24 protein-coding genes are annotated in these 26,486 nt (G+C 60.7%); 21 read left to right on the top strand and 3 right to left on the bottom strand.

All coding sequences use genetic code 11. From position 1 onward, the window contains the following. Positions 1-144 precede the first annotated feature (144 nt). The 11 genes from H7A12_01500 (at position 145) to H7A12_01450 (ending at position 13,925) form a co-directional block, all read left to right on the top strand. Positions 145-1,278, top strand: a complete 1,134-nt coding sequence (locus H7A12_01500) for a hypothetical protein (protein MCP5319504.1) — start codon at positions 145-147, stop codon at positions 1,276-1,278. Between the two features lie 49 nt (positions 1,279-1,327). Then, positions 1,328-1,960 carry a TetR/AcrR family transcriptional regulator gene (locus H7A12_01495; protein ID MCP5319503.1) on the top strand — a complete coding sequence of 211 codons (633 nt, stop codon included), beginning with the start codon at positions 1,328-1,330 and terminating at the stop codon, positions 1,958-1,960. 105 nt (positions 1,961-2,065) lie between these two features. After that, positions 2,066-3,247, top strand: a complete 1,182-nt coding sequence (locus tag H7A12_01490) for an acyl-CoA dehydrogenase family protein (protein ID MCP5319502.1) — start codon at positions 2,066-2,068, stop codon at positions 3,245-3,247. A gap of 20 nt (positions 3,248-3,267) precedes the next feature. After that, positions 3,268-4,284, top strand: coding sequence for a TIGR03617 family F420-dependent LLM class oxidoreductase (locus H7A12_01485; protein ID MCP5319501.1), 1,017 nt, complete (start codon positions 3,268-3,270; stop codon positions 4,282-4,284). A gap of 21 nt (positions 4,285-4,305) precedes the next feature. Further along, positions 4,306-5,493, top strand: coding sequence for a DUF1214 domain-containing protein (locus tag H7A12_01480; protein ID MCP5319500.1), 1,188 nt, complete (start codon positions 4,306-4,308; stop codon positions 5,491-5,493). A gap of 13 nt (positions 5,494-5,506) precedes the next feature. Further along, positions 5,507-6,766, top strand: a complete 1,260-nt coding sequence (locus H7A12_01475; protein ID MCP5319499.1) for a sulfotransferase — start codon at positions 5,507-5,509, stop codon at positions 6,764-6,766. A 286-nt stretch (positions 6,767-7,052) separates the two neighbouring features. Next, positions 7,053-8,507 (top strand): hypothetical protein, encoded by a 1,455-nt coding sequence (locus tag H7A12_01470; GenBank protein MCP5319498.1) that lies wholly within the window; start codon positions 7,053-7,055, stop codon positions 8,505-8,507. A 48-nt stretch (positions 8,508-8,555) separates the two neighbouring features. Further along, the gene (locus H7A12_01465; protein ID MCP5319497.1) at positions 8,556-11,006 is read left to right on the top strand and encodes a TonB-dependent receptor; all 2,451 of its coding nucleotides are present in this window, start codon (positions 8,556-8,558) and stop codon (positions 11,004-11,006) included. An 11-nt stretch (positions 11,007-11,017) separates the two neighbouring features. Further along, positions 11,018-12,280 carry an MFS transporter gene (locus H7A12_01460; protein MCP5319496.1) on the top strand — a complete coding sequence of 421 codons (1,263 nt, stop codon included), beginning with the start codon at positions 11,018-11,020 and terminating at the stop codon, positions 12,278-12,280. Beyond that, complete coding sequence (locus tag H7A12_01455; protein MCP5319495.1) at positions 12,277-13,113, top strand: SDR family oxidoreductase; 837 nt, start codon at positions 12,277-12,279, stop codon at positions 13,111-13,113. Before H7A12_01460 ends, H7A12_01455 begins: the two co-directional genes overlap by 4 nt. Next, positions 13,110-13,925 (top strand): SDR family NAD(P)-dependent oxidoreductase, encoded by an 816-nt coding sequence (locus tag H7A12_01450; GenBank protein ID MCP5319494.1) that lies wholly within the window; start codon positions 13,110-13,112, stop codon positions 13,923-13,925. Before H7A12_01455 ends, H7A12_01450 begins: the two co-directional genes overlap by 4 nt. Positions 13,926-13,930: 5 nt before the next feature. Here the strand turns inward: H7A12_01450 and H7A12_01445 are convergent, their stop codons facing one another. From H7A12_01445 to H7A12_01435, 3 genes are all read right to left on the bottom strand, one after another. After that, positions 13,931-15,049, bottom strand: a complete 1,119-nt coding sequence (locus tag H7A12_01445) for an AraC family transcriptional regulator ligand-binding domain-containing protein (protein ID MCP5319493.1) — start codon at positions 15,047-15,049, stop codon at positions 13,931-13,933. A 136-nt stretch (positions 15,050-15,185) separates the two neighbouring features. Next, complete coding sequence (locus H7A12_01440; protein ID MCP5319492.1) at positions 15,186-15,791, bottom strand: hypothetical protein; 606 nt, start codon at positions 15,789-15,791, stop codon at positions 15,186-15,188. 8 nt (positions 15,792-15,799) lie between these two features. Then, on the bottom strand, positions 15,800-17,929 hold the full coding sequence (locus H7A12_01435; GenBank protein MCP5319491.1) for a carboxypeptidase regulatory-like domain-containing protein: 2,130 nt from the start codon (positions 17,927-17,929) through the stop codon (positions 15,800-15,802). 274 nt (positions 17,930-18,203) lie between these two features. Here H7A12_01435 and H7A12_01430 point away from each other — a divergent pair, with 274 nt between their 5' ends. The 10 genes from H7A12_01430 (at position 18,204) to H7A12_01385 (ending at position 26,415) form a co-directional block, all read left to right on the top strand. Beyond that, positions 18,204-18,827, top strand: a complete 624-nt coding sequence (locus H7A12_01430; protein MCP5319490.1) for a TetR family transcriptional regulator — start codon at positions 18,204-18,206, stop codon at positions 18,825-18,827. A gap of 73 nt (positions 18,828-18,900) precedes the next feature. Next, positions 18,901-19,344 (top strand): Rrf2 family transcriptional regulator, encoded by a 444-nt coding sequence (locus tag H7A12_01425; protein ID MCP5319489.1) that lies wholly within the window; start codon positions 18,901-18,903, stop codon positions 19,342-19,344. After that, positions 19,341-20,777, top strand: a complete 1,437-nt coding sequence (gene sufB, locus H7A12_01420; GenBank protein ID MCP5319488.1) for a Fe-S cluster assembly protein SufB — start codon at positions 19,341-19,343, stop codon at positions 20,775-20,777. The genes H7A12_01425 and sufB overlap by 4 nt, the downstream gene beginning before the upstream one ends. Positions 20,778-20,829: 52 nt before the next feature. Next, positions 20,830-21,579 (top strand): Fe-S cluster assembly ATPase SufC, encoded by a 750-nt coding sequence (gene sufC, locus H7A12_01415; protein ID MCP5319487.1) that lies wholly within the window; start codon positions 20,830-20,832, stop codon positions 21,577-21,579. Next, complete coding sequence (sufD, locus tag H7A12_01410; protein MCP5319486.1) at positions 21,580-22,887, top strand: Fe-S cluster assembly protein SufD; 1,308 nt, start codon at positions 21,580-21,582, stop codon at positions 22,885-22,887. Beyond that, a complete protein-coding gene (locus H7A12_01405; GenBank protein MCP5319485.1) occupies positions 22,884-24,110 on the top strand; it encodes a cysteine desulfurase in 1,227 nt (408 codons plus the stop codon). Before sufD ends, H7A12_01405 begins: the two co-directional genes overlap by 4 nt. A 29-nt stretch (positions 24,111-24,139) precedes the next feature. Next, a complete protein-coding gene (locus H7A12_01400) occupies positions 24,140-24,481 on the top strand; it encodes an iron-sulfur cluster assembly accessory protein (GenBank protein MCP5319484.1) in 342 nt (113 codons plus the stop codon). After that, the gene (sufT, locus tag H7A12_01395; protein MCP5319483.1) at positions 24,481-25,014 is read left to right on the top strand and encodes a putative Fe-S cluster assembly protein SufT; all 534 of its coding nucleotides are present in this window, start codon (positions 24,481-24,483) and stop codon (positions 25,012-25,014) included. The genes H7A12_01400 and sufT overlap by 1 nt, the downstream gene beginning before the upstream one ends. 30 nt (positions 25,015-25,044) lie before the next feature. After that, entirely contained in the window at positions 25,045-25,473 is a 429-nt protein-coding gene (locus H7A12_01390) for a SufE family protein (GenBank protein MCP5319482.1), read from the top strand. A 30-nt stretch (positions 25,474-25,503) separates the two neighbouring features. Next, a complete protein-coding gene (locus H7A12_01385) occupies positions 25,504-26,415 on the top strand; it encodes an alpha/beta fold hydrolase (protein ID MCP5319481.1) in 912 nt (303 codons plus the stop codon). The last annotated feature ends 71 nt before the right edge of the window (positions 26,416-26,486 follow it).

The following is a 26,486-nucleotide window of genomic DNA, read 5'->3' as shown; positions in this document are numbered from 1 at the left end:
GATTTGATGAAAATCAGCTGCCACACTCATTATTTTGTCCAACCTACGCAATATCTCGTAATTCACCGGATGTTGTGCAGAGGTTCCTTAGCCTGCCAGGCTCCTTCTGCCTGGATAGCGATTGAAGAACAACGGGGTGAAAACATGACACACGGGAGCATCGGGCCGCTGCTGGCGGCGGATGAATCATTCAATCACCAGATCGTCGATACCTTCGCGACGGTGTCGCAGAGCGATTACTCGTGGACCGAGAAGGTCTGCGGCATGGCGGCGGCGCGTGATGGTTCGCTGTCGATCGGTTTCGGTTTCGGCAAGTACGCGAACCGCAATATCGTGGATGGCTACGGGGGCGCGAGCCGCGGCGTGCAACAGTGGACCGTGCGCGCCAGCCGGGAACTGGCGAGCGCACCCGAGAGCATCGATGTCGGTCCGTTGCGCTACGAGATCGTCGAGCCACTGAAGACGATCCGTGTGATCCTCGAGCCGAACCACGTGCAGCCGGTGGCGTTCGATCTGTTGCTTGAGGGGGGCGCACCGTGTGTGCTCGAGGAGCGTGAGGACCGCCGCACGCTGACCGGATACCGCCATACCGCGAACCAGGTGCGCTATCACCAGACGGGAACTGCAAGTGGTTGGGTGGAGGTGCAGGGCAAGCGCGTCGAGGTGAGACCCGAGAGCTGGGTGATGACGCGCGATCACAGCTGGGGGATTCGTCCCGATGTCGGCTTGCCGATTCCGGATCTGGTACCGGATCCGGTGGACGGGAGCGGGCAGAAGGTGCTCGCGGTGTGGAATCCACTGTTTTTCCAGCTTCCCGATGGTTCCACGTACGCATTCCATCAGTACTTTCTGGAGTACAGCTCGCCTGGCTTCGCTCATCGCCGCATGCAGGGCGGGTTCGAGTATGCCGACGGTCGGCGCGAGCTGATTGTCGCGATCGAACCGCGACTGCGTTTCAACCCGCTGAACAAACGCCTGCTCGGCGGTGAATTCCACCTGCGCATGGCCGATGGCAGCGAACGCGTGCTGAGTGCCGAGGCGATCTCGGATACCGGCTTCCATCTGGGTGCAGGGCTCTACCATGGATTCGAGGGGCGCCACCATGGGTCGTGGCGCGGCCGGCTCGATGTGGACGGCGAATATTTTGCCGACTGTTCGACGCCGGAAAGTGTTGCGCGCCTGAACCAGTTCCGCGACTGCATCATCCGCGTGCACGACCACAGCACCGGTGCGACCGGATGGGGCAACTGCCAGACTTACGTGAGCGCGGTTCCGTGATGCGGGCAGTACGCTTTGCACGTGCCGTCGTACGGCAGATGATCGACTGATGAAGGTTCAGACCAGCCGCGATCAACAGCGCCAGGATACCTTTGCGCGCGTGTTCGACGCCGCGCTGCAGGAGTTCCATCGGGTCGGTGTCGAGAAGGCACGCGTCAGTGATATCTGCCATACGGCCGGGGTAGCCAAAGGTACGTTCTTCTTTCATTTCGCGACCAAGGACGATGTGTTGCTCGAACGCCAGCGGCGTATCTCGGAAGCGATGGCGTCGCGGATCGAAAGCCAGCTTGCCGAGCTGAACAGCGTGCCGTTGTTCGTCGAGCGGCTGATCACGATCGTGCTCGAAGAGCATATGGCTGTCGGCGATCCGGAACTGGTGCGCCAGATCAATCTGGCGATCGTCCGGCGCGCCGGAGCACCGGCACTCGGTGCCCAGCACACGGCCTTTGGTGGTGCACTCGCGGCGCAGCTCGATCGCCTGCGCCACCAGGGCGTCTTGTGCGAAAGCATCGATGCGGTGGAACTGGCAGACTGCGTGCGGCTCAGCTTCTTCGGCTTTCTCGTCGACACTCAGTTCACATTCGAGAGTGGCCAATCCAGAATGAGGCTGCTTGGGAAATTGCTGGGAGCTGCGCTGGCAGCCCGGGTGTCGGTGACGGACAGTGCTACGGGTTCAAGATAATTTCGTTGACCGGGGTCAGTAACAATAATATCGTTGTCTTCCATGGATGTACTTGTGCGAAGCTGAAACCTGTATAACCACTTCCGACAAGGAGGCGAGCGGGCGATGGATTTCGAGTTTTCCGAAGACGAAAAACAGTTCATCCGTGACGTACGCGAGTTCCTGCGCGAGAACCACGATCCGGACGTGATGGATCTGCATCGTGAGAACCTCGCTCAACTCTCCGACACGCCTGCGCGGCGCGCCTTCATGCAGAAGCTTGCGCGCCGCGGCTGGCTCGGTATCACCTGGCCCAAGGAGTACGGCGGCCAGGATGGCAAGGGATTCTACGAATACCTGCTGAACGAGTTGCTGTCAGGCGTGGGTGCGCCGCAACTCGGCAAGGGTACCGGCGTGGTCGGCAAGACGTTGATCCGCGTCGCGTCCGACAAGCTGAAGCGCGAGTTCCTGCCGAAGATCCTGGCTGCCGAAGTCGAGTTTGCGCTTGGCTACACCGAGCCTTCGGCGGGTTCGGATGCGGCTGCGATGCGGCTCAAGGCCGAGCGCAGCGGTGAAGGCTGGCTGCTGAACGGACAGAAGACATTTACGACGTCTGCGCATTTTGCCGACTGGTACTGGGTGGGTGCACGCACCGATCCCGATGCTCCCAAGCATCACGGTATCAGCCTGTTCATGCTGCCGATGAACCACCCCGGCCTGACGATCCAGGCGATGTACACGATCGGCGGCGAACGCACCAACGCGGTGTTCTTCGACAATGTGTTCGTGCACGACGATTATCGCGTCGGCAATCTCAACAAGGGTTTCCAGTACATTGCCGAGGCGCTCGATATCGAACGTTTCGGCATGTTCACGTTCTCGCCGGTGCGTGGGCGTACCGAAGCGCTGTGCGACTACGTCAGGTCGGAGCAACGTGACGGCAAACCGCTGAAGGACGATCCGGTGATCCGTCAGCGGGTCGCGCAACTCGCCACCGAGTGTGAGGCGGCGCGACTGCTTGGTGTGCGCTTCGTCGACGCAGCGCTGAGCGCAACGCGCACGCCGACTGCGGAAGCCTCGGCGTACAAGCTCTACGCGACCGAGTTCTCGCGCCGCCTCGCGGACGCAACGATGGATATCGTCGGTCCGGGTGGGCAACTCACCCGTGAGAACGCCGATGCACCGATGGAAGGGCGCCCGCCCGGCAGCTATGTGCTGACGCTGCTCGAGACGATCGGCGGCGGCACGTCGGAAATCCAGCGCAACATCATTGCGACACGCAAGCTCGGCCTGCCGAAGAACTTCTGACCCACGAAGCGGGAAAACCCATGAAAATCTATACCACTGCCCCTCTCGAAGATCCGCGCAAGGCGCGCACCCTGTACAAGGAGCTGGAGGACATCGGCTACGACGGTGGCTTTTCCTTCGAAGCCAAACACGATCCGTTTCTTGCGCTGGCGGTTGCCGCCGAGCACACCACCACGCTGCGGTTGGGAACGGCGATCGCGATCGCGTTTGCGCGCAACCCGATGAACCTCGCCAACCTCGGCTACGACATGCAGTCGATCAGCGGCGGGCGGTTCGTTCTCGGGCTTGGCTCCCAGGTGAAGCCGCATATAGAGAAGCGCTTCAGCAGCGCGTGGTCACATCCGGCAGAACGGATGCGCGAGATTGTGCTTGCGATCAAGGCGATCTGGAACTGCTGGGAAGGCAAGGGTCCTCTCGATTTCCGTGGCGAGTTCTATACGCACACGATCATGATCCCGGCGTTCGACCCGGGTCCCAATCCGTACGGACCGCCGCCGGTCTTCACTGGCGGATTTGGTCCGCGCATGACGGCAATCGGTGGCGAGGTTTCCGACGGTTTCATCGCGCACCCGTTCAATACGCGTCGCTCGTTGCTCGAGAATACGTTGCCTGCCTTGCAGAAGGGGCTCGAGCTTTCCGGACGCAAGCGCAGCGACATCGAAGTGATGTGCGCAACCCTGGTGGTCACGGCCGATACCGACGAGGGGCTGGCTGCCTCCAAACTTGCTGCGCGAAAGCAGCTGGCGTTCTACGGTTCGACGCCGGCGTACCTGCCGACGCTGGCCTGTCACGGCTGGCAGGGCGTGCACGAGGAGTTGAACCGCTTGTCGAAGCAGGGACGCTGGGACGAGATGACGAACCTGGTCGGCGACGAAATCCTCGAAGAGATCGCGGTGGTCGGCAAGCGCCACGAGATCGCCGCCAAGCTTCGTGCACGACTCGATGGTATCGCTGACAGCGTGAGCATCACGCACAACCGCTGCCCCGATCCTGGACACTGGGCCGATGTGGTGCGAGACCTGAAGAAATTGCCCTGAACGCCAACGGGAGCGACCGTGATGAATAATGACGAAGAGCAACTGCTACGCCGCGCCTGGATCGATTTCTGTGAGGAACTGAAGCGTGCCGTCGATGTGCCGTTCGGTCCGACGGTTCCGCCGTTCATTCCGGACCGCAGCGCGGGTATCGAGGCGCTCGCGCGCAACATCTCACTGGCGCTGAATTTCCAGCACGATTATGCGGATCCGCGCTTCCCGGAGCTGATCCACTACTTCGATCCGGTGCGCAAGCAGGGTGGGGACAATACCGATGCGGTCTACGTCGGTGCGACCATCAATGGCACCGACACGTACCGGATCAGCGGTGACCGCGGTACGGCGCGCTTCTTCGCCGTGACTGCCGTCCAGAAGGGACAGACACCGTGGGGTGGCAAGGTTGCGCACATCCTGTTCGGCGATGATCTGGACGTTGCTCCCGACGGCAGCTTCGAACTGCTGATCGGTCCCGATCCGCAGCCGGGCAACTGGCTGCGCACCACGCCGGATACCTTCCGCATCACGTTCCGCCAGTTCTTTGCCGACTGGGAGAGCGAACGGCCGATGAAGGCGCGCATCGACCGTCTCACCGGCGACATGTCACCGCCACCGCCGCCCACGCCACAGCAACTGGCGCAGCGCCTGCCGGAGGCGGCGCGCTGGGTCAGGGAATCGCTCGAGTTCTGGGTCTACATGATCAACATGTGGCAGCAGATCCCGAACACCTTCCGTTCGTACAAGCAACTGGCCGACCGTGCGATCGACGCAACACCTGGCGGCGAGCCGATGATCGCGTACTGGGCACTTCCGCCCGATGAGGCGCTGATCGTGCGCGTGCACCCGCCACGCTGTCCGTACTGGGCGGTGGAATTCGGCAACTTCTGGTGGACCTCGATGGACTACCGCTACCGGTTGTCGAACACGAACTGTCATTACGCCGAACTCGAGGACGACGGTGAACTCATCGTCGTGATCTCGCACGACGACCCCGGCGTGCCCAACTGGCTCGACCCTGCGGGTTACAACGAGGGCTACGTCACCTACCGCTGGATGTTGGCCGACACCTGCCCGGAGCCGCAGGCTCTGCAGATCAAGCGTGCGCAGTTGTTCGAGCATCTGCCGCACAACCTCAAGCGCATCACGCCGGAGCAGCGCCGTGAACAGCTTGCTGCACGACGCCGTGGCGTGATCAATCGCTTCGGCAATCTCTGAGGAGGATGCAGTGATGAGCGCAGCACAGGAGAAGGGCTGGACACCACCGGCCAGGCCCGAATGGGTGGCTCGCGTCAACGAGGAAGGGCGGGGCATGGACATCGCCAGTCTCGTACCGCTGCGATCGCGCGAGCTGATCGAGACGGCGATGGCCAACACGGGATTGTCGGATTTCGGTGGTGACGATTGGCGTGAACCCTTCGAGATCCTGGTCGAATCGATGGAGAAGGAGGCGGAACTCAATCTCTTCGGCAGGCTGATGACCCGCAGCGACCTGCTGATCTGGTTGCAGGAGCGGCTGCAGATCGAGGAAGCGTACCGACAGCATCCGGAGATCGAGGACGAAGTCGTGAACGCGCCGGTTTTCATCGTCGGCCAGGCGCGTTCGGGCACCTCGATCCTGTTCGAATTATTGTCGACCGACAGCCGTTTCGGCGTGCCGACAAACTGGGAAATCATGTTTCCGTGCCCGCCGCCGGAAGCAGCCACCTACCGCAACGACCCGCGAATCGCGAAGGCAGACCATCTGTTGACGCAGTGGCACCGGGTTACGCCATCCTTTCTGTCGATGCACGAACTCGGCGCCATGATTCCGAACGAGTGCAAGGTGGCGATGAACTGCACCTTCGTTTCAGACAACCTGACCGGGGTGTTCCAGGTACCGACCTACTACACGTGGCTGCAGCAGGCCGACCTCACCGGTTCCTACGCTTATTACAAGCGCATGCTGAAGCTGTTGCAGTGGAAGAATCCGCGTCGGCACTGGCTGCTGAAATCACCCTCGCATACCGAAAGCCTGCCGGTGCTGTTCAAGGTGTTCCCGGATGCACGCGTGGTGCTGACGCACCGCGACCCGGTCAAGGCGCGCGCCTCGGTGGCCAATCTGCTCGGGACCCTGTACTGGATCCGCAGCGACAAGGCTTTTGATGCGGCTTCGTTCGAACGCCTGATGACCTCGGAGGCGTATGCGTTCAGCCTGAATCGCGTGATCGACCAGGTCGAAGCGGGCGAGATCCCCCGCGCTCAGATCCACGATTTCCTGTTTGCAGAGCTGATGCGTGACGCCCCCGCCGCGCTGGCAGCGCTGTACGGCGAGCTCGGTCTCGATTTTCCGGAGCAGGTGCGGCAGGGAGTGATCGACTACCTGGCGCACAAACCGCAGGGCAAGTTCGGCAAGAACGTCTACACCGTCGGCGACAAGGAGCAGATCGCAAGCGAGCGCGCGTTGTTCGCCCGGTACCAGAAGTTCCACGGGGTGCCGAACGAGGTCTGAGGAGAGCCCCGCGGAGGCGTTTGAGTCCCTTCTTGGTGCAGCGACTGTAGAGACGCCCCGCCGGATGTTGTGGGGTCGTCTCGTGCATCTGATTTGAGAAATGCGCAGCGAAGTGCTGCCAGCAAGGCTGTTCTGCCGAGCCAATTCATTGGCGAGCATTTATGTAGACGGAAACTGGCGATTTCGTCCTTCTGTGCCGCTGCCTTCCTGCGTTAGCCTCAGGTACGTTCAGGTGGAGGCTCGGCGACTGGCGAGCGAATCATAAATATTCAAAGAGGGGCCGCTCATGGCAAGGGCACTGCAGTGCTGTCTGGCGCTATTGCTGTTCTCCGGCGTGGCGCTCCCCATTCCAGTGTTTGCGGCAAATGTGGGCGAGGATCCGGCTGCCCGTCTCGAGCGGAGCTGGGAGGTATTCAACAACGGGTTGCGGGAGGCGCAGCGCAGCCTGATCGATCCGCAATACGTTCCTCCACCACCAACGCCCCGCAATCTGGCAGAAGGCTATCGTTACCTGCTCGGTCACCTCGAGCGCATGATCCAGCTGGAAATGCGGCAGCACCCGCGTTATCCGGAGTTCCACCGTTCGATGGACATGCTGCGCAAGTGGACGGCGGAGAACCCCGACACGATGTACCTGAAGGCACGCATCGACGACAGTGGGTTTTACCGGATTACCGGTCGTGCGGCGGATACGAGCGCGTGGCGCGATTCTGCTGCTACCGTGGAAGGCCCGAAGGCGCCGCGTGTCGTGATCTTCCAGACCATCACGGGAGTGCCTGGTGCAACGGGCGCGCTCGACGAAATGAAGCAGTGTGTCGACACGACCCTGGATTTCGTCAGTAGCCTGCAGATGCAGGTCGAAACAGAGGGGCGTTTCGAGATTCTGATCGGGCCAGAACGTCCACAGGGTTTTACGGGAAACTTCCTCGTCTCACGCAAGCATATGCAATGCCCCGGTACAGGTGTCGAGGCGTTGCGCACGGCGAACTGGGTGGCTGTGCGTGAAGTGTTCTCGGACTGGGTCAACGAAGAGCCGCTGGAACTCGATATCGTGCGTCTGGATGCCATCGGTGAGAGCCGTCCACCACTCACCGTCGATGAGATGGCCGAAAAGCTCGAACGGATTGGCACGGAATTGCCGAACCAGATCCGGTTCTGGAGTCGGTTGCAGGAGTTCGCACTGGAGTTGCGCAGTGATGTGAACGGAGACGGTCGACGTGCAATGCCGGTAAATGGCCTGAATCCTGTCGAACCACCTTTCACTGCAGGAGGTGTGGCGGGGGCGCAACAACTCTATGCCGGTGGCAAGTTCGAGCTGGCGCCGGATGAAGCATTGGTCATCCGGGTGGAAACACCCGTCGAGCCTCACTATCTGGGCTTCCAGTTGAGCAACCTCTGGTTTGAAGGCCCGGACCAGCAGAATTATGTGGCGAGCCTGACCGGAGGACAGTTGCCGAAAGCAAGCGATGGCGCACGCTGGTTCGTCGTGGCACACGAGGATCCCGGAGTGCAGGGATGGGTTGCGACAACCGGGTTGCCGGAAGGCAGCGATGCTTTCCGTTTTGTTTTCCGGGAAACGCCGGATGCGGACCAGTTGCCGAAGATCCGGACATCTCTCGTGAAATTCAAGGATATTGCGACTGTACTGCCAGCAGACACGCCGCGGGTTTCAGCGGAAATGCGCCGCCAGGAAATTGCGCTGCGTCAGGCGCATATCAAGAAGCGGTGGCGTGATTACTGACGTTGAGCAACGAATAAATTGTGAAAGCTGGCTGCAAGGAGACAAATCATGCAGAACATAATGGTGCATCGTCGTGCGCTCTATGGCGCAATAATGATTGGTATTTCCATTCTGGCAGCCGACATATCGATCGCGCAGCAAGGGATCGAGGAGGTCGTCGTGACTGCGCGCAAGCGCGAGGAAAATGTTCAGGATGTGCCAATGGCAATTGCTGCTTTTTCAGCCGAACAACTTGCCAGAAATCAGGTCAGTGATATTACTGATCTGCAGAAGATGACGCCAAACATCACGATCAACGAAACGAGCGGTCTGCTTACGGGTGCGATCCAGATCTTCGTTCGTGGCATAGGCAACGATCCTGGATTCGATCAAGGTGTAGGAATTTATGTCGATGACGTATACCTGAACCATACAGGTGGTGCAGTGCTTGATGTCTACGATATTGAACGCATAGAAGTGCTCAAGGGGCCGCAAGGACAGCTATACGGCCGAAACACCATTGGCGGTGCGATCAAGTACATCAGTCGTGAACCCGGCGATGCGCTTGAGGCCGGTCTTGAAGGGCAGGTGGGCAGCGATAATCTGGTACGGCTGAAAGGCAATATCTCCGGGCCCTTGATGCCAGGTCAACTTTTCGGTGGCTTCGCTTTTGCAACGAAACACCGTGATGGTTATCAACGGAACATCTATGACGGCAGCAGATGGGCCGACGCAGATGTGCAGTCCTTTCGCGGGACTTTGGTGTGGAGTGCCGCTGAAGCCTTGAGGGTGAGGGTGGTTGCTGATCACAGTCGCGACGATTCCAGACCGGGTATACCTGGTCGTCTGGCAGTGAACGCGGTACCCGTCCAGACGATCTCCGCCCGACTGATAGGTGCGAACGGAATCTACGGACCGGGAACGGCAATCCTCGACGAAGCAAGTGACTTGTCGCTGCCAAGCAATGTGGACAAAGTGCGGACGGCACATGTTCACCCTGGCTTCAAAGCAGTGGAGATAGAGACCTCATCAATTGCCGGTACGATTACTTGGGATCTGGCCGAGTCCCTAGTGCTTAAGTCGGTTACAGCTTATCGAGAAGTAAAAAACCCCAGGGCGTTTGATTACGACGGAAGCATACAACGTTTTATAGATAGCAATTCATATATCAAAAACAAGGATTTCAGTCAGGAATTACAATTGAATTTTTCGAGTGAAACCGTTCAGGCGGTGATTGGCGCCTATTATCTCGATGGACAATACAGCATTACCGAGCCTGGTACTACGCTTCAAACTACACGGCTCCGCTTCTTTTCTGACCATCTAAAGACCACGTGGCGTGATACCCGTGATCTGAACTCGATCTCGCTGTATGCAACGACCGAATGGGAGTTCGCGGCGGGTTGGCAGCTATCACTTGGGGGGCGTTATACCAGGGACAAGAAGGAGATTGATATTCGTGGCACTGTCAACGAGACCTTGTATCCGTTTGCAATTACGCGGGTTGGCAGTGCTTTCGATATTTTTGGCATCCGGGCAGGGCAGGAAGCCTATGTGGAATCCCGACCTGGGTTTTTCGGATGGCAGGTGAACACGTCTGCACAGACACTGATCAATGGTGGTGTAGTAACGAGCCCCGTGCTTGGTAGTCCTCGGATATCCCGGGTGGTCACAGTCAGCTATGACGAATATCTGATTGCCGATGATTCCTGGAGCGAGTTTTCTCCAAGCATAAAGCTCACTCGGTTTTTGAATGACGATCTGATGATCTATGGCGGATATTCATCAGGTTTCAAGGCCGGAGGCTTTGCAACCAGTGGCAACATTGTCGCCTCCTATGAGCCGGAGACCGTTGATAATTACAGCGTTGGTCTGAAAAGCACGCTTCTTGAAGGTACGCTGCGCTTGAATGCTGAATTTTTCTACAACGACTATCAGGACAAGCAGCTATCCACCATCGAAATCACACCTGATGGACAGTTGCGCAGCACCTCAGCGAACGTCGGCAAGGTGAAGTCTTCAGGGGGGGAGGTAGAAATCATTTGGGTCACTCCCATGGAAGGTCTTATGGCCAGCCTGAACGTGGGTTACCTCGATTCGAAGATCGAAAAATACCTGCAGGCAGTTGCTGGTCAAGGCGTCATTGATGTGTCCGATAATCGGGCGCTCGGTTTCGCACCAAGGTGGACAGCGCAGGCCCGCCTTGCGTATGACTTTGACCTCGCAGACCGGGGGTCCGTGCTGGTGGCGGTCGATGTTGCATACCGCGATCAGATATTTACCGACTCCCCGGTTGATACGACGAACGCATTCCGTATGAATGCACTTTCGGATTCTCTAACGACGTGGAATGCGCAGATGGCATTTACGTCGAGAGATGCGAAATGGCGTGTCGCCCTGGAGGGGAAGAATCTGAGCGATGAGCGTGAGCAAGTGAATACCTTCGTGGTTTCGAACTTCATGACGGCTGGGTATCTACGAGGAAGAACCTGGGCCCTGTCATTAGGGTATAAGTATTGAGAACCTTGAATATGGCGGTTGCAACGGATGTTGATTCCGAGAGACACCCTGCGAGGCTTGCATTAGGGATCGGTTTTGTTGCCCAGAACACGACGGTGGCGCTCACCTTCGGACTCTACGGCGTCTTTGTGCAGTTTTTTGCCGAGTCCTTTCAGCTTGACCGCACCATGGCGTCGATGGGGCTCCCGATCGTGATCCTGACAATGGGGTTGACGAATCCCTGGATGGGGTGGCTAATCGGTCGTTTCTCGATTCGTCGTTTAATGCTTGCAGGCACCTGGGTGATGAGTGCAGGTTTTGGTTTGGCAGCGTTTGCACCGTCGGCGAGATTGGTGTTGGCGTCGTTCATTCCAATTGGACTCGGGTACGCCATGCTTGGCACTCTGCCGGCGACGGCCCTGGTTGCCAACTGGTACGAACGGACACGTGGTCGAGCCATCGGCTTCGTAAACATCCCATTGGGGGGCGTATTGATGCCGCCGCTTGCAACCGCATTATTCATTACGTTCGGCTGGCGTGCGACCTTTGGTGCCTTTTCCTTACTGCTGCTCGCACTGGTGCCGCTGCTGAGCCGGGTTCGCGATCGACCGGAAGAAGTTGGATCCAGGGTTCGGCACGAGCCCGTTGTGACAGGTTCTGGTCCGAGTGGAACGGGAGGTGGAAGCGTGCTCCGAAGCCCGTTCTTCTGGATGGCAACACTGGCGGCTGGCATGATTCTGGCGTCGGGGTCTGCACGCACGGTACATGTCGTGCCTTATGCAACAAGCATGGGTATTGATGCGACACGCGCTGCATTGCTGATGTCACTGTCTGCGTCTGCGGCGATACCCGGTGCAATTCTGTTTGGGGTCATGAGTGATCGTTACGGTGGTAGCGCTGCACTTGCACTGAATGGTGTAGTACAAGTCTTTGGCTGGATGTTGCTATTGGTGGCTGGACCGCGCTTCCTTCCGCTGACATGCGCAATCGCCCTGCTGGGAGCTTGCAGTGGAGGGGTTTACGTGGCGTTATCAACAGTTTTCAGTGTTCGTTACGGCACAAAAATGCTGGGCGCGACGCTTGGATATGCATCGGCATTGAAGTTGCCATTCACGTTTTCAGCGCCGATCGTGATCGCTTGGCTGTTCGATATGCGTGGGGATTACCGTTTTGCATTCAGTGGTGTCCTGATTCTTGTTGCTGGCTGTGCAGCGACATTTTCGGTTCTCGCGATACTGCAGCGACGCGAGCAGAAGAAATTGGGTAGTTCCCTGATCGGTAAGGAGTCGACATGATCCTGGATTTGTTCCGTCTGGACGACAAGGTTGCAGTGGTTACTGGAGCTGGTCGTGGCATTGGCGCTGCGACGGCAAAGGCACTTGCGGAAGCAGGGGCTGCCGTGGCATGCGTGGCCAGAACACGTGAGCAGGTCGAGGCGACTGCGCATGGAATCGTCGCTGCCGGAGGCCGGGCGATCGCCATCTGTGCGGATGTGACCCGTGAAGACGATGTGCATCGAATCGTGAATGACACCAATGCACGGCTCGGCAAACTGGATATCCTCGTCAATAACGCGGGTGGTACCGGTCACGGGCCCACGGATCGTATCACCGAGGAGCAGGTCATCGGTGCCGTGAAGCTCAATTTCCTGGCGCCGATTCTGCTGACACGCACGGCAGTGCCTTTGATGCGGGACAGGGGTGGCGCCGTGATCAATATATCTTCCGGCTATGCGCGCGTCGCGCACGTTGGTTCCATTCCATACGGAGGAGCCAAGGCGGCGCTCGAGCAGGCGACACGCATGATGGCGATGGAGTACGCGCCCTCGGTGCGCGTCAATGCGATTCGTGTGGGCGCAATCCAGACGGAGAACATGAAACAGAATCTGCTGGCGGCTCTCCCAGGAGTCGGGGCTGCGCTTGCGGCATGGACGCCGGTTGGCAGGCTTGGCGTGCCGGATGATATCGCCGCAGCCGTGTTGTATCTGGCCGCACCCGCATCGAGCTATATGACTGGCAAGATACTTGACGTGGATGGGGGCCTGGTGACCGAGCGCTCGGCCATGGAGATCATCGCCACGGCCGAGCGTCTGCGGTCCGGGGCACGAGAGGTGGAGGAACGGTCATGAGCAACTCACAACGTGCTGACCGGCAGGCTGCTGGTGATTTCGCTGGAAAGTATGGGCCGTGGGCCCTCATTACGGGAGCTGCGCAGGGTCTGGGTGCAGCCTTTGCCGATGCCGTTGCAAGTCGTGGGCTGAATGTGGTGCTGCTCGACGTGCAGCGTGATCGTGTCGAAGAGCAGGCACGAGCGGTACAACGGGATCATGGTGTTGTAACGCGGGCGGTGGTTGTGGATCTTTCGAAGCGCGATTTCATGCAGTCGCTCCGCGCACAAACAGCGCAACTCGAGATCGGTCTGCTGATCTGCAATGCGGGAATCGGTCGTTCAGGTCTGTTTCTGCAGCAGGATATCGGCTTGATGCTGCAGGAAATCGACGTGAATTGCGCCGCACCGCTGATGCTTGCGCATGGTTTTGGCAGCGATATGGCTGCGCGTGGGCGTGGCGGAATCGTGTTTGTCTCTTCGGGTTCGGGCCTGCAAGGGTCGCCGATATTCGCTTCGTACGCGGCGAGCAAGGCGTACGATCTGGTGCTCGGAGAGGCGCTGTGGTACGAACTGCGTCAGCATGGCGTTGACGTGCTTTCCTTCATTCCAGGGCCCACCAATACGCCGGGGCTGCGCTCCACGCATCCGGAGCTTCGCGAAGGTGTGAGCACGGCACGGATAAAGCTTCCTGCACCCACGGCCGAAGCGGCTTTGCGTGCACTCGGGCGTGGGCCGGTGGCGGCGCGTGATGTCATGCTGGGGCGACGTTTGGTGCGGCGGCGCAAGGCGGTGGAAAAAATGGGTGAGCAGTTCCTCCCGCAGCAAGCTTGATGGATTCAACTGCGACAGGATGTGTCTGGGGAACCCGTTGTGGCTGGGTGCTCGGATATCTGCTCTCTGAACTGGCGTGGCGTCAGGCCAGACCAGTTGCGAAATGAGCGGATAAAGGAGCTGGGCTCATTGAATCCGAGAGTTTCGGCAATTTGGTGAACCTTGAGATGGCCTTCACGCAGATGACGGTACGCCATGTCACGGCGGATCTGGTCCTTGATCTTCTGATAACTGGTGCCCTCTTGCTGAAGACGGCGACGCAGGTTCGATGAGGACATGTGTACCTGGTTTGCGATCATATCCAGGGTCGGAGCTCGGTCAGGCATGTCGCGGGTTAGCAGCGATTTGATGGCGGTACTGATATTTAGGCGCTGATTGTCTTGGAGAATCAGGTTGTAGACAGCATTTTCGAGGAAAGCATCGACCGAACGCGGTGTGTGCACGATACGATGTTCAAGATAGCTTGCTGGAATGCAGATTGCAGATTCTTCCGCGTTGAAGGCTATGGGCACCTGGAATAGATGTTCAAGTCGGCTCTGTACGTTAGCAGGTAATGCAGAAGAGGAAAGCTGCGCTGCAAGTACCTGTGGGTTGCGACCAATCATCCAGCCGATCAGTGTGTACCAAATACGCAAGCCTGAAGCCTTTGCAACGGCTACAGACGATTCTGCACCATCGTGTGTGGTTGGCGTCTCTGGCTGAAGCAGGTGTGCATTCATCGCTACATCAACATGATAGCCAACCCAGAATCGATCCCCATCAGAACGATATTTCACGCTATAGCCGGTAAGCGGTTGCAGCAGATGATCGTACTGAGTGGCGCATGCGAGTGCCGAGCCGAGGTCGTTACAGCAGACCATGACGTGGCAGCGGAATCGAAATGCATCGGTGCCTATGCCTGCTCCCCACACGACACCCGGGTGGCGTTGCTGCAGGGTGTTTGCTGCCTGCTGATAGAGCGTGGCGTAGTCATATGTTGGTAGCGGTGTGTCAGGATGCATTGAACTGATTGCGGTGGCATTGAGTCGAGCGCTCGCGGCGACCGGAGCCGGATCCAGACCGAGTTGCTCCAGATACCGCAGGATCTGCTGGAATTGTTGCGCCGGAGTGTTGGAGGTTGTCATGGTGGCGATTGTAGTCGTGTAAACCAGAATTCACTGCAGCGGCTGTCGCAAAGCCGTTGCGAAGCGTGCGCAACGCCTTCGCCACGTGCCGCCTGCATCGACGATCGGAAGCTTTTGCGACAGCCTCTGCAGCCGCTCAGCGTCGCAGTTTTGCCACGATGGGCGCGAGCGCAGTCAGTGTCGCGATCAACGTGATCGGAGGCATGTGGCCAGGCCATTTGGCCGGAGTGAACCAGCCGCTCCAGCCTTGCAGTGCGCAGTGCAGGGCAGTCAGTGCGAGTGCCCAGTAACCCGCACGCAGCCAGCGCAGCCAGCGCTCTTCGCCGATGCTTGCACGGACTCCCGGAATGCTCGCCACACCCGGGAAGACGAGTACGATCACTGCAATGACCCCGGCCAGCAGCGAAGCCTCGATTGTCACCGTGAGGTGTTGGCCTGCGTAGAACTTGCTGTAGTAGGCAGGATTCTGGATCGGCGGCGTCATCAAGATGTGGGCAATGGCGAGCAGCAGACCGAGTACCCCGCATTCGCTCGCAAGCTGCTTGCTGCGGCTCAGGTACGCGAGTGCGAGCAGAGTGATTGCTGTCCAGCTGATTGCCTTGTTGCTTACGTACAACGGCAACTGCGACCAGGGAACGCCGCCAAACACGTTGTACCGAACCGAGGCGTAAACGAAAGTGGCCGCCAGCACGATCAGCAGCGTGCGCCTCGCTGGACTCAGACCTCGATCGGATTCGCTCATGGTGCCACTCACTTCGCCAGCGGATGCGGTCGGATCTGGAACTTGACTACCTTCGATTGCGCAGCAAGCCCGCCCTCGGTGTGCTTCTGCGGAACGGACGCGTAGTTCGACCACACGGCACGGCCTTTCCAGCCTGCCTCGGGGTCGTCGATGCGACCGTCCAGGCCACGTGAATAGAAGCCCATCGGGTACGGTACGCGCAACACCGTGATCTTCCCGCTGTGCGGGTCCACCGCAAGCAGTGAATCCGAGTTCGTGCCCGGGATGATCGGTACGTCCTTGCCCAGGCCGAGCGTGTCGTATTGATCGACCCACGACAGGTAGTGATGGTCTGCGCTCACGTCGGTATTCGCAATCTTCGGCCCGGGTGCGTCGTAGAAGGTCCATCCCTCGGGGCAGTGCTGTCCCGTCGCGGTCGCACCGCGCAGCGTCTTGCACTGGCGGCGATCGAAACGTCCTATCTTCGTGGCAAAACCGACCCACGCCACGCCTTCGCTGTCCACCTCGACACCGCGTGGGCTGAACGCGAGCGCCTTGCCATCGACGACGGGCGCCTCGTAGTACTCGACCCGGCAGCTTCGTGGCGGGTCATTGCCACGCTCCATGCGCACGATTCCGCTCGGAATGGGTGCCTGCTCGTCGGCTCCGTAGCTCTGCAGCGCGTACCACACGCTGGCGTCTGTCTGGTCCACGCCCAGGCCGTAGAGGAATCCGGAGATACGCTGGTCCTGCGACGGATCGGCAGGCTTCTGCGGGCCGGAATACGGTTTGCCGTAATCCGGTTCCGCCCAGTTGTCCATGCGTCCGTTGTCGTTGGTGTCGAGTATCAGCGGACACCACCCGGTGGCGGCAGCGACGTCGCCGGTACGATCGTAGAGGCGCGTGTCCAGCCACGCCGCGACCTTGATGTCGCCGGTCAGGTACAGCGTGTCGTCCTTGTCGAACTGCAGGTGGTGAGTGCCGGAGCAGGTTTCGATCGTCTTCATGCCACCGGTTGCCGGATCGTACATCACGAGTTGACGCGGTGTTCCGGCCGGATACGGAAGCGGGAACAGCTTTGCGTAGGGATTTGCAGGATCGGTGCAGAAGCCGGGGTTCTTCGCGGGCTGGCGGAACGCAGCCGTCATCCACACGCGGCCCTTGCTGTCGAGCATCGGGTTGTGCGGACTCGGCTGGATGTCGAGATCACGGGTGGGCACCATCATTTCGCCGACCGTATTGTCTGCCGGATCGAACCACACCATCTTGTCCGAGATGTCACCGGCGCAGCATTTGCGTTCCGACACCCCGTACACGCGGCCGTTGGCGTTTACCTGCGGGTGGAAGCGTGCGGTGCTGCTCACGTCGTGCGTCATGGCGCCTGCGCCCCAGTCCCACAACGTGAGCACCAGATTGCGTTCGACGCCGCTCGGGCGCGGCGGTGTCGGCGGCAGGGCTCCGTTGGCAATACGGTCGCTCCACGCGGCGAGCTCGGTGATCGCGCGCGGGCCCATACGGCTCGCCTCGGCAGTCATCCACCCGCCCAGCACGCCGAGTGTCAGGCGGTGTCGCCAGGCTTCCTGCGAGTTCGCAAAGCTGCCGAGCGAGGCGGGGAGTTCGCGTGTTGCCTGCGTTCCGAGCTGATGGCAGAGCCGGCAACGTTCGGTAAGCACGTGGATCCAGTGCTGCTGGTTGGGCATCGCTTCGGCAATGCCGTTGCCACTCTCGCCAGTGCCGGGAAATTCGTCTTCCTTCGGCGATTGAAACAGCGAAAGCCAGTAGTTGGCGGGAAAATACTGTGCCGCTTCGTGTGGACCGGGTGCCGGTACAGCTTGCAGCTCGTGATGCGTGCCCGGGTGACTCACCAGCGGTTCGGAGTCCACGAGGCCGTAACCACGCACCCACAAGCGGTAGCTGGCGGAAGGCAGGTCCGGGACGAGGTAGCGCCCTTCGTCGTCGGTGACCACGATCCGCGTCATGCGTGTCGGCAGATCGGTGGTTTCGGCAATCACCCAGACGCCTGCCTCCGGCCCCGTGGGGCCACGAACCACTCCACCGATATCGTCGCTGTCGATGGCGACATCGCGGGGTGTTGCGGTCCAGCCGGTAGCGGCAAACAGAACGGCAAATCCCAGCAGCGCGGATCTGACAAGCAGCACTGAATCCTCCCTGGCACAGGGCCTTCACGTCGGCGAGCGCGACGCGATGTTCGTAATTAGTTAGGCGCTTAACTTAAGGCGCCGCAGAAATGCTGTCAACGCTACGCTCGCAGCGCTACCATGCACGTCGCCGAACGCTGGTATCAGATACAACAAGCATATGACTGCCGTGATGGTTCGACCGGGCCGAACAGTACCGCGATCGAAAGCGCGCGCTGACTCTGCGCAAGCGCGCAGACCAGGCCGGCCGGCACGCATTTCGCGCGAAGCGATCGTGCGTACGGCGCTGGAAATCCTGGCGCACACTCCTGTCGAGGTGTTCACGCTGAAGATGCTGAGCGATCGTCTGGGGACTGCGACGACCGCGATCTACAAGTATTTCGATGGACGCGAGGCAGTGTTGACGGCGGTGGCCGATGAGGTGTGCAGGCGATTTCGCCAACCGAGGCCCGCCGTGCGGTGGCAGCAGACGCTGCTGGCGTGGTTGTGGGCACTGTCACGGCACGCGCAACGTTATCCGGTCATGCCGTGGATCATCGGGCTGAACGGCAAGTCGCCGCCGGAGTGGGTGCGCATGACTGCTCCGGTCGCGCTGTTGCTGCGTAACGACGTGGGACTGCGTGGTCGTGCGTTGGCGACGGCCTGCCACCTGGTCACGTCGGTTTCGGTCAGTCTGATGCGCATGTTGCAGGCAGCGCCGGAATTCCTGCGTCGCGAATCGCTCCCTGATCTGACGGCCATGCCGTTGCAGGAAGATCAACGCATTGCGTTGAACGAGGTGCAGAGCATGCTGCCCTCACTGAAAAGAAAGGAGATCCTCGAAACCGCTTTTGCCGGAGTCGTTGGTGGCATCGAGGCGTTGAGTCAGACAAAATACCCGAGCGCGCAAGTCAATTAAATAGTTGACCTTAGTAGTTGGGTATTGGATACTGCGGCCACGTTCACTGCTCCCCCGACGAGGCAGAATCAAGGTGCAACTCACTACCCGTGGTCGTTATGCCGTTACGGCCGTGCTCGACCTCGCGCTGCACGCGGAGAGCGGTACGATGCGGCTTGCCGACATTGCCGAGCGCCAGGGCATCTCGCTGTCGTATCTGGAACAGCTGTTCGCACGTTTGCGTCGCGAGGGGCTGGTCGCCAGTGTACGCGGCCCGGGTGGCGGGTACCGATTGGCCCAACCGCAGGATCAGCTCAGCATAGGGCGGATCATCGATGCGGTGAACGAACGTCTCGACGTCACGCGCTGCGGCGGCAAGGCCGACTGCCAGCAGGGCGATACCTGCCTGACGCACCATCTGTGGAGCGAGTTGAGCGAAAACCTGCAGGAGTTCCTGCACGGCATCACGATTGCGGATCTGCTGCGCCGGCATCAGAGCGCCGACGGTGACGCGGGTACCGGAGAGGTGGTTTCATGACTGAACAGATCGAATCACTGCTGAAGCAGGATTATGCGGCAGGTTTCGTCACCAAGATCGAATCCGAGACGCTGCCGCCCGGACTCAGTGAAGACGTGGTGCGGCTGATTTCGGCGAAGAAGGACGAACCCGAGTGGGCCACCGAGTGGCGTCTGGAGGCGTACCGCGGCTGGCGGTCGATGGTGGAGCCGACCTGGGCGCACGTGCACTTCCCGCCGGTGGATTTCGACGGTGTGTCGTACTACTCGGCGCCGAAATCGATGGCCGATCGTCCAAAGAGTCTCGACGAGGTCGACCCCGAGCTGTTGCGCACCTACGAGAAACTCGGTATCCCGCTGCATGAGCGTGCCAAGCTCGCCGGTGTCGCTGTGGATGTGGTGTTCGACTCGGTGTCGGTGGTGACCACGTTCAGGGAGAAACTGAGCGAGGCCGGCGTCATCTTCTGCTCGATGTCCGAAGCCATACGCACGTATCCGGAACTGGTACGCAAGTATCTCGGTTCGGTGGTTCCCCGCCGCGACAACTTCTACGCTGCGCTCAATTCGGCGGTTTTCAGTGACGGCTCCTTTGTCTATATCCCGCCGGGTGTGCGCTGTCCGATGGAGTTGTCGACGTATTTCCGCATCAACGAGGAAAAGACCGGGCAGTTCGAACGCACGCTGATCATCGCCGACGAGGGCAGTCACGTCAGCTATCTCGAGGGCTGTACGGCACCGATGCGTGACGAGAACCAGCTGCACGCCGCAGTGGTCGAGCTCGTGGCGCTGAAGGGTGCGCGCATCAAGTATTCGACGGTGCAGAACTGGTACCCCGGCGACCATGAAGGCAGGGGCGGCATCTATAACTTCGTCACCAAGCGTGGTATGTGTCACGATCACGCGTCGATCTCGTGGACGCAGGTCGAGACGGGTTCGGCGATCACCTGGAAGTACCCTTCGGTGGTGCTGCGTGGTGATCACTCGGTCGGCGAGTTCTACTCGGTCGCACTGACCAACAACCTCCAGCAGGCCGACACCGGCACCAAGATGATCCATCTTGGAAAGAACACGCGTTCGACGATCATCTCGAAGGGAATCTCGGCCGGGCGCTCGAGCAACGCCTACCGTGGGCTGGTGCGCATCAGTCCACGCGCCGAAGGTGCGCGCAATTACACGCAGTGCGATTCGCTGCTGATCGGTGACCGCTGCGGTGCGCATACCTTCCCGTACATCGAGAGCCGCAATGCGTCGGCCGTCGTCGAACACGAAGCGACCACCTCCAAGGTCAGCGATGACCAGTTGTTCCTGTGTCGGCAGCGAGGGCTGGATGCGGAGAAGGCGGTGTCGATGATCGTGAACGGCTTCTGTCGCGAGGTGTTCAGGGAGCTGCCGATGGAGTTCGCGGTGGAGGCAGGCAAGCTGCTCGAGGTGAGTCTCGAGGGGTCGGTAGGTTGAGAGGCACTTCCGGGTCGCGGCCCGGATCACAGGGGAATTTCAGGATCTGAACATGTTGAGCATTTCCAACCTGAACGCACGCATCGACGACAAGCCGATTCTGCGTGGCATCGATCTGGAGGTGAAGCCGGGTGAGGTGCACGCGATCATGGGGCCGAACGGCTCCGGCAAGAGCACGCTCGGCTATGTGCTGTCGGGACGCGAGGGTTACGAAGTCACGGCAGGCAGCGTGGCGTTCGATGGCCACGACCTGCTTGCGATGGCAACCGAGGAGCGGGCGCGTGCCGGTTTGTTCCTGGCGTTCCAGTATCCGGTCGAAATCCCCGGTGTCAGCAACATGGAGTTCATGAAGGCCGCGGTGGACGCGGTGCGTGCTCATCGCGGCGTCGAGGCGCTGGATGCGGTGCGATTCATGCGGCTGGCGCGCGAGAAGTGCGAGGCGGTCGGGTTGAAGACGGATTTCCTGAAGCGTGGCGTCAACGAGGGATTCTCGGGAGGCGAAAAGAAGCGCAACGAGGTGCTGCAGATGATGCTGCTCGAGCCTCGGCTTGCGATCCTCGACGAAACCGATTCCGGTCTGGATATCGACGCACTGCAGGTGGTCGCTGCCGGAGTGAACAGCCTGCGTGCGCCGGATCGCTCGTTCGTGATAGTCACCCACTACCAGCGCCTGCTCGATTACATCGTGCCGGATTTCGTGCACGTGCTTGCGCAAGGACGCATCGTCAGGTCGGGTGGGCGTGAACTCGCGCTCGAGCTCGAGGAAAAGGGTTACGCGTGGATCGACAAAGAGGCCGGCTAGATGGGTGCATTCGATCGCAATCTTGCAGCACGTCTGTACGCGGGCGAGTCGGCACCCACGTGGATCGAGGCGCTGCGTGAGACAGCGCGTTCGGCCTGGGTGACCGCACCCTGGCCGACCCGCAAGACCGAGGCGTGGAAATACACCGCGCTCGATGCACTTGGAGAGCGCGACTACCTGCGCCGTGCCACGGCAGCAGTTCCGCAGCTCGACGCCACGGCGCTGATCCCGGCACTCGAAGCCGACCGGATCGTGTTCGTGAATGGCGTTTACCAGCCGACACTGTCCAGCATCACGGCGCAGGCCGGCGTGCGCGTGGTGAACTTCCGCAGCGCGAATTCCGGCGACCGGGCGACGATCGACCAGGCGTTGGGGCGTCTCAGTGCCGAAGGCGACAGTCCGTTTGCTGTGCTGAACGGTTGCTGGCTGGACGATGGCGTGCTGCTGCACCTCGATGCCGGTGTGCGTGCCAAGCGTGCCGTGCACGTGGTGCACGTGGGAGCGCCGCAGCCGCAGCCATTTGCACACGCGCAGCGCCTGCTCGCGGTGCTTGGACGCGGTGCGGACGTGGATCTGGTCGAGCAGTTCGTCGACCTGCCGGATGCCGGAGAGTCGCTGGTGACCGGGCTCACCGAACTGCGCGTCGGCGAGGGCGCCCGTATCGGACACTATCGCCTGCATGCCGAGGACGAGCGTGCGATCCATATCGGTGCCGTGCATGTGGAACTTGCACGCGATGCGCGTTGCGAGGGTTTGCTGTTCGCGCTCGGGAGTACGCTGAAGCGCATCGACCTGCGTCTGCACCACCGGGGACGGGGCGCTTCGTGCCGGCTCGACGGCATCTATCTGGCACGGCACCACGAGCACGTCGACCTGCACACCGCGATCGAGCATGAGGTCGCGCACGCGGACACCACGCAGGTCTATCGGGGCATCATCGACGATGCCGCGCGCGCGGTGTTCAATGGCCGTATCCATATTCATCCGCAGGCGCAGAAGAGCAACGCCGACCTCAGCAACCGCAACCTGCTGCTCAGCAACGAGGCTGAGGTCGATACCAAGCCGGAGCTGGAAATCTACGCCGACGATGTGCGTTGCTCGCACGGTGCGACGGTGAGCCGGATCGAAGAGAAGAGCCTCTACTACCTGCTGACGCGCGGGATCGGACGGCGCGAAGCCGAGGTGCTGCTCGGCTACGGTTTCGTCAACGAACTGGTATCACGCGTCGGCAACGACGCGCTTGCTGCTGCGCTGCGCGATGTGGTGCGTGACTGGCTCGGACGCCCGGGCGGTGGTGCGCTGTCATGAGCGCGACCGGGTTCGACGTCGAGCGCGTGCGAGCCGAATTCCCGCTGCTCGCCCAGGAGGTGAACGGTAAGGCACTGGTCTATCTCGACAACGCGGCGACGACACAGAAACCGGCCTGCGTGATCGATGCAGTCGCAGACTACTACCGCACGATCAATTCGAACGTGCACCGGGGTGCGCATACTCTGAGCGATCGTGCGACCAGCGCGTTCGAGGATGCGCGTGATGCGGTGGCTGGCTTCATCAACGCACCGGCGCGGGAGCAGTTGATCTGGACCCGAGGCACGACCGAGAGCATCAATCTGGTGGCGCACAGTTTTGCGCGTGAACGCCTGCGTGCCGGAGATCGCATTCTCGTTTCAGGCATGGCGCATCACTCGAACATCGTGCCGTGGCAACTGGCGGCACGAGCGGCAGGAGCCAGTGTGGTACCGATTCCGGTCACCGACGGGGCAGAGCTCGATCTGGTTGCATTGCGCGAACTGCTCGATTCGCGTGTGCGCCTGGTTGCGCTCGAACACGTGTCGAATGCGATGGGAACCATCCACCCGGTTGCCGACATCATCGCCGAGGCCCACGCGGTGGGCGTGCCGGTACTGCTCGACGGTGCGCAGGCAGTCGGGCACATGTCGATCGACGTGCAGGCGCTCGATGTCGATTTCTACGCGTTCTCCGGACACAAGATGTTCGGACCTACCGGCATCGGTGTGCTCTATGGCAAGCGGGAGTGGCTTGAAGCGATGCAGCCGTACCAGGGCGGCGGCGAGATGATCGAAAGCGTCGACTTCGACCACACCAGCTACGCACGCCTCCCGTACCGCTTCGAGGCGGGTACGCCGCATATCGCAGGAGCGATCGGGATGGGAGCAGCGATCGCATGGCTGCAGGGAATCGATCGGCCGGTGGCGGCACGCCATGAAGACGAGCTGCTCGCACACGCGCTCGAGCTTGCTGGTGATTTCCCCGGTTTTCGTTTGCTCGGTCGTGCTCCGTACAAGGTGGCGGTGCTCAGCTTCGTGCTCGAGGGCGCGCACCCCCAGGACGTGGGAACCTTGCTCGATCAGCAGGGCATTGCCGTGCGCAGTGGCCATCATTGCGCGCAACCGGTCATGAACCGTTTCGGAATACCAGGCACGGTGCGTGCCTCGTTCAGTCTCTACAACACGCACGCCGAGGTCGAAAGCCTGTTCGCGGCGCTGCACAAGGTGCGGAGTTTCCTGTGAATGCCACGGTTGCAGAATTCGATCCCTCGATGCCGGTACGGATCACCGAGACGGCGTTGCGCCATTTTCGCCAGCAGATCGCAGCGAAGGGAGCTGCGGGGCTGCGACTCGGCGTGAAGCAAAGCGGCTGTACCGGCTACAAGTACGTGCTCGACCTGGTGAACGAAGCACCAGCGGATGATGTGCTGATCGCCGTTGCGACCGATGTGGCGCTGTGGGTCGATCCCACGGCGCTCCCGATCGTGCGCGGCACCACGATCGACTACGCCCGTGAGGGGGTCAACAGCGCGGTGCGGTTCCTGAACCCGAACGTACAGGATCGTTGCGGCTGTGGCGAGAGCTTCAATGTCTCCGGGGAGGCAGCGGTCTGATGGAACGACGCATGGTGGTGACACAGCGCGATTGTCCCGCACGCCTGGTTCCGGTCGGCACGCCGATCATGATCCCCAAGGACACTTTCGTGACGCTCACCCAGGCGCTTGGTGGCAGCTACACGGTGACGGTCAACGGCAATATGGCGCGGGTCGACGGTACCGACGCGGATGCGCTTGGCCTCGAGGGAATCGATCTCGACTTCGAGGCGTCCGCTGATGGGCAGATCTCGCGCGAACAGGTATTCGAGGTGCTGCAGACGATCTATGACCCGGAGATCCCGGTCGACGTGGTATCGCTCGGTCTGGTGTATGAAGTCGGCATCGATCAGGACGCGCGCGAGGTATACATACGCATGACGCTGACTGCACCGGGTTGCGGCATGGGGCCGGTGCTGGTCGGTGACATCGAGAGCCGTGTCATGAAGGTGCCGCACGTGCGCAAGATCACGGTCGATCTGGTATTCGATCCGCCATGGACGCGCGATATGATGTCGGATGAGGCTCGCCTCGCAACGGGGCTGTTTTACTGAACTCCGACTTACGGCACGGACAGCAACAACATGGGTTCCAGCAGTGCGGCAGCGTCTGCCGACGAGATCGTCGAGACGCTCGGCTTCTTTGACGACTGGGAAGATCGCTACCGCTACATCATCGACCTTGGGCGCGAGTTGCCCGAGATGCCGGTCGAGCGGCGGCGTGACGAACTGCTGGTGCGCGGCTGCCAGAGTCAGGTCTGGCTCGACTGGCAGGAAGAAGACGGACGCATCGTTCTGGAGGCCGACAGCGACGCGCTGATCGTGCGTGGACTGATCGCGCTGATCCTCGCGGTCTACGACCGGCGCACTCCGCGTGAAATCCTCAACTTCGATATCGAGGGCTATTTCACCCGGCTCGACCTGTTGCGCCATATCAGCCAGACGCGTGGCAACGGGCTGCGCGCGATGGTACAACGCATCCGTGATGTCGCGCAGGTGCGCAGCGTCGCCTAGTTTTTCCCGACGACACGAGGGCTCCTCATCATGCGGCACGACATCGAATTTCCCGGGCACGGCGGCACCACGCTGCGCGGCTGGCTGTATGTGCCGGAGGGGGCACGCAGCGGCCCGGCACTGGTGATGGCGCATGGCTTCTCGGCCACGATCGATATGGGTATCGACGCATTCGCGCGCGTGTTCTGTGCTGCCGGCATCACGGTGCTGGCCTACGACCAGCGCAACCTCGGCCTGAGCGACGGTGAGCCACGGCAGGAAATCAATATCTGGGCGCAGGCGCGCGACTACCGGCGCGCGATCGATTGGCTGGAGCAGCGCCCGGAAGTCGATCCACGGCGCATCGGGATCTGGGGTTCGAGTTTCAGCGGGGGGGAAGTGCTGGTCGTCGGTGGCTGTGACCGGCGCGTGGCTGCGGTGATCGCCAATGTGCCGTTTGCGAGCCTGCCCGACGTGGCGCAGCGCCAGCCGGAACCCGGTGCCTTCGAGGCGATCAGGACGGCATTGTTCGACGAAAGCGGCAATGGACCGGCCGATGCCGGCGGTGATCCGATCGGTCCGCTCGCGGTAGTCGCCGATGAACGCGTGGAACTGCCGGCGTTCCTGCCGTTCCAGGAAGCAACCGACTGGTTCCGCGAATACGGTTTGCGCAGAAGCAAGACCTGGCAGAACCGTGTCTCGCTGCGTGCCTTGCCGACCAGTTCCACGCCTGCCTTCGACCCGGCTGTTTGTGCGCCGCATATCGCGCCACGTGCCTTGTTGATGGTGCTTGCCAGCGAAGACCGCATGGCTCCGGTCGACGGCGCCCGGCAGACATTCGCGAATGCCGGCGAGCCGAAGCGCCTGGAAGTGATCGAGGGTGACCACTTCGTCGTCTATCAGGGTCCGGGGTTCGAACGCAGTTCGGCGGTGATGCGCGATTTCCTGCTCGAACACCTGTGAGCCGTACTGCAGGGGAGTGTGTGGTGCGATCGTTCACTGCCGATAGCCAAGTCGAGTGTATGCAGCCCGGA

It is taken from the genome of Pseudomonadales bacterium (assembly GCA_024234165.1).
GTDB lineage: Bacteria > Pseudomonadota > Gammaproteobacteria > Pseudomonadales > UBA5518 > UBA5518.
Note: the sequence above shows the minus strand (reverse complement) of the source record. Positions and strands in the feature narration are given on the sequence as shown.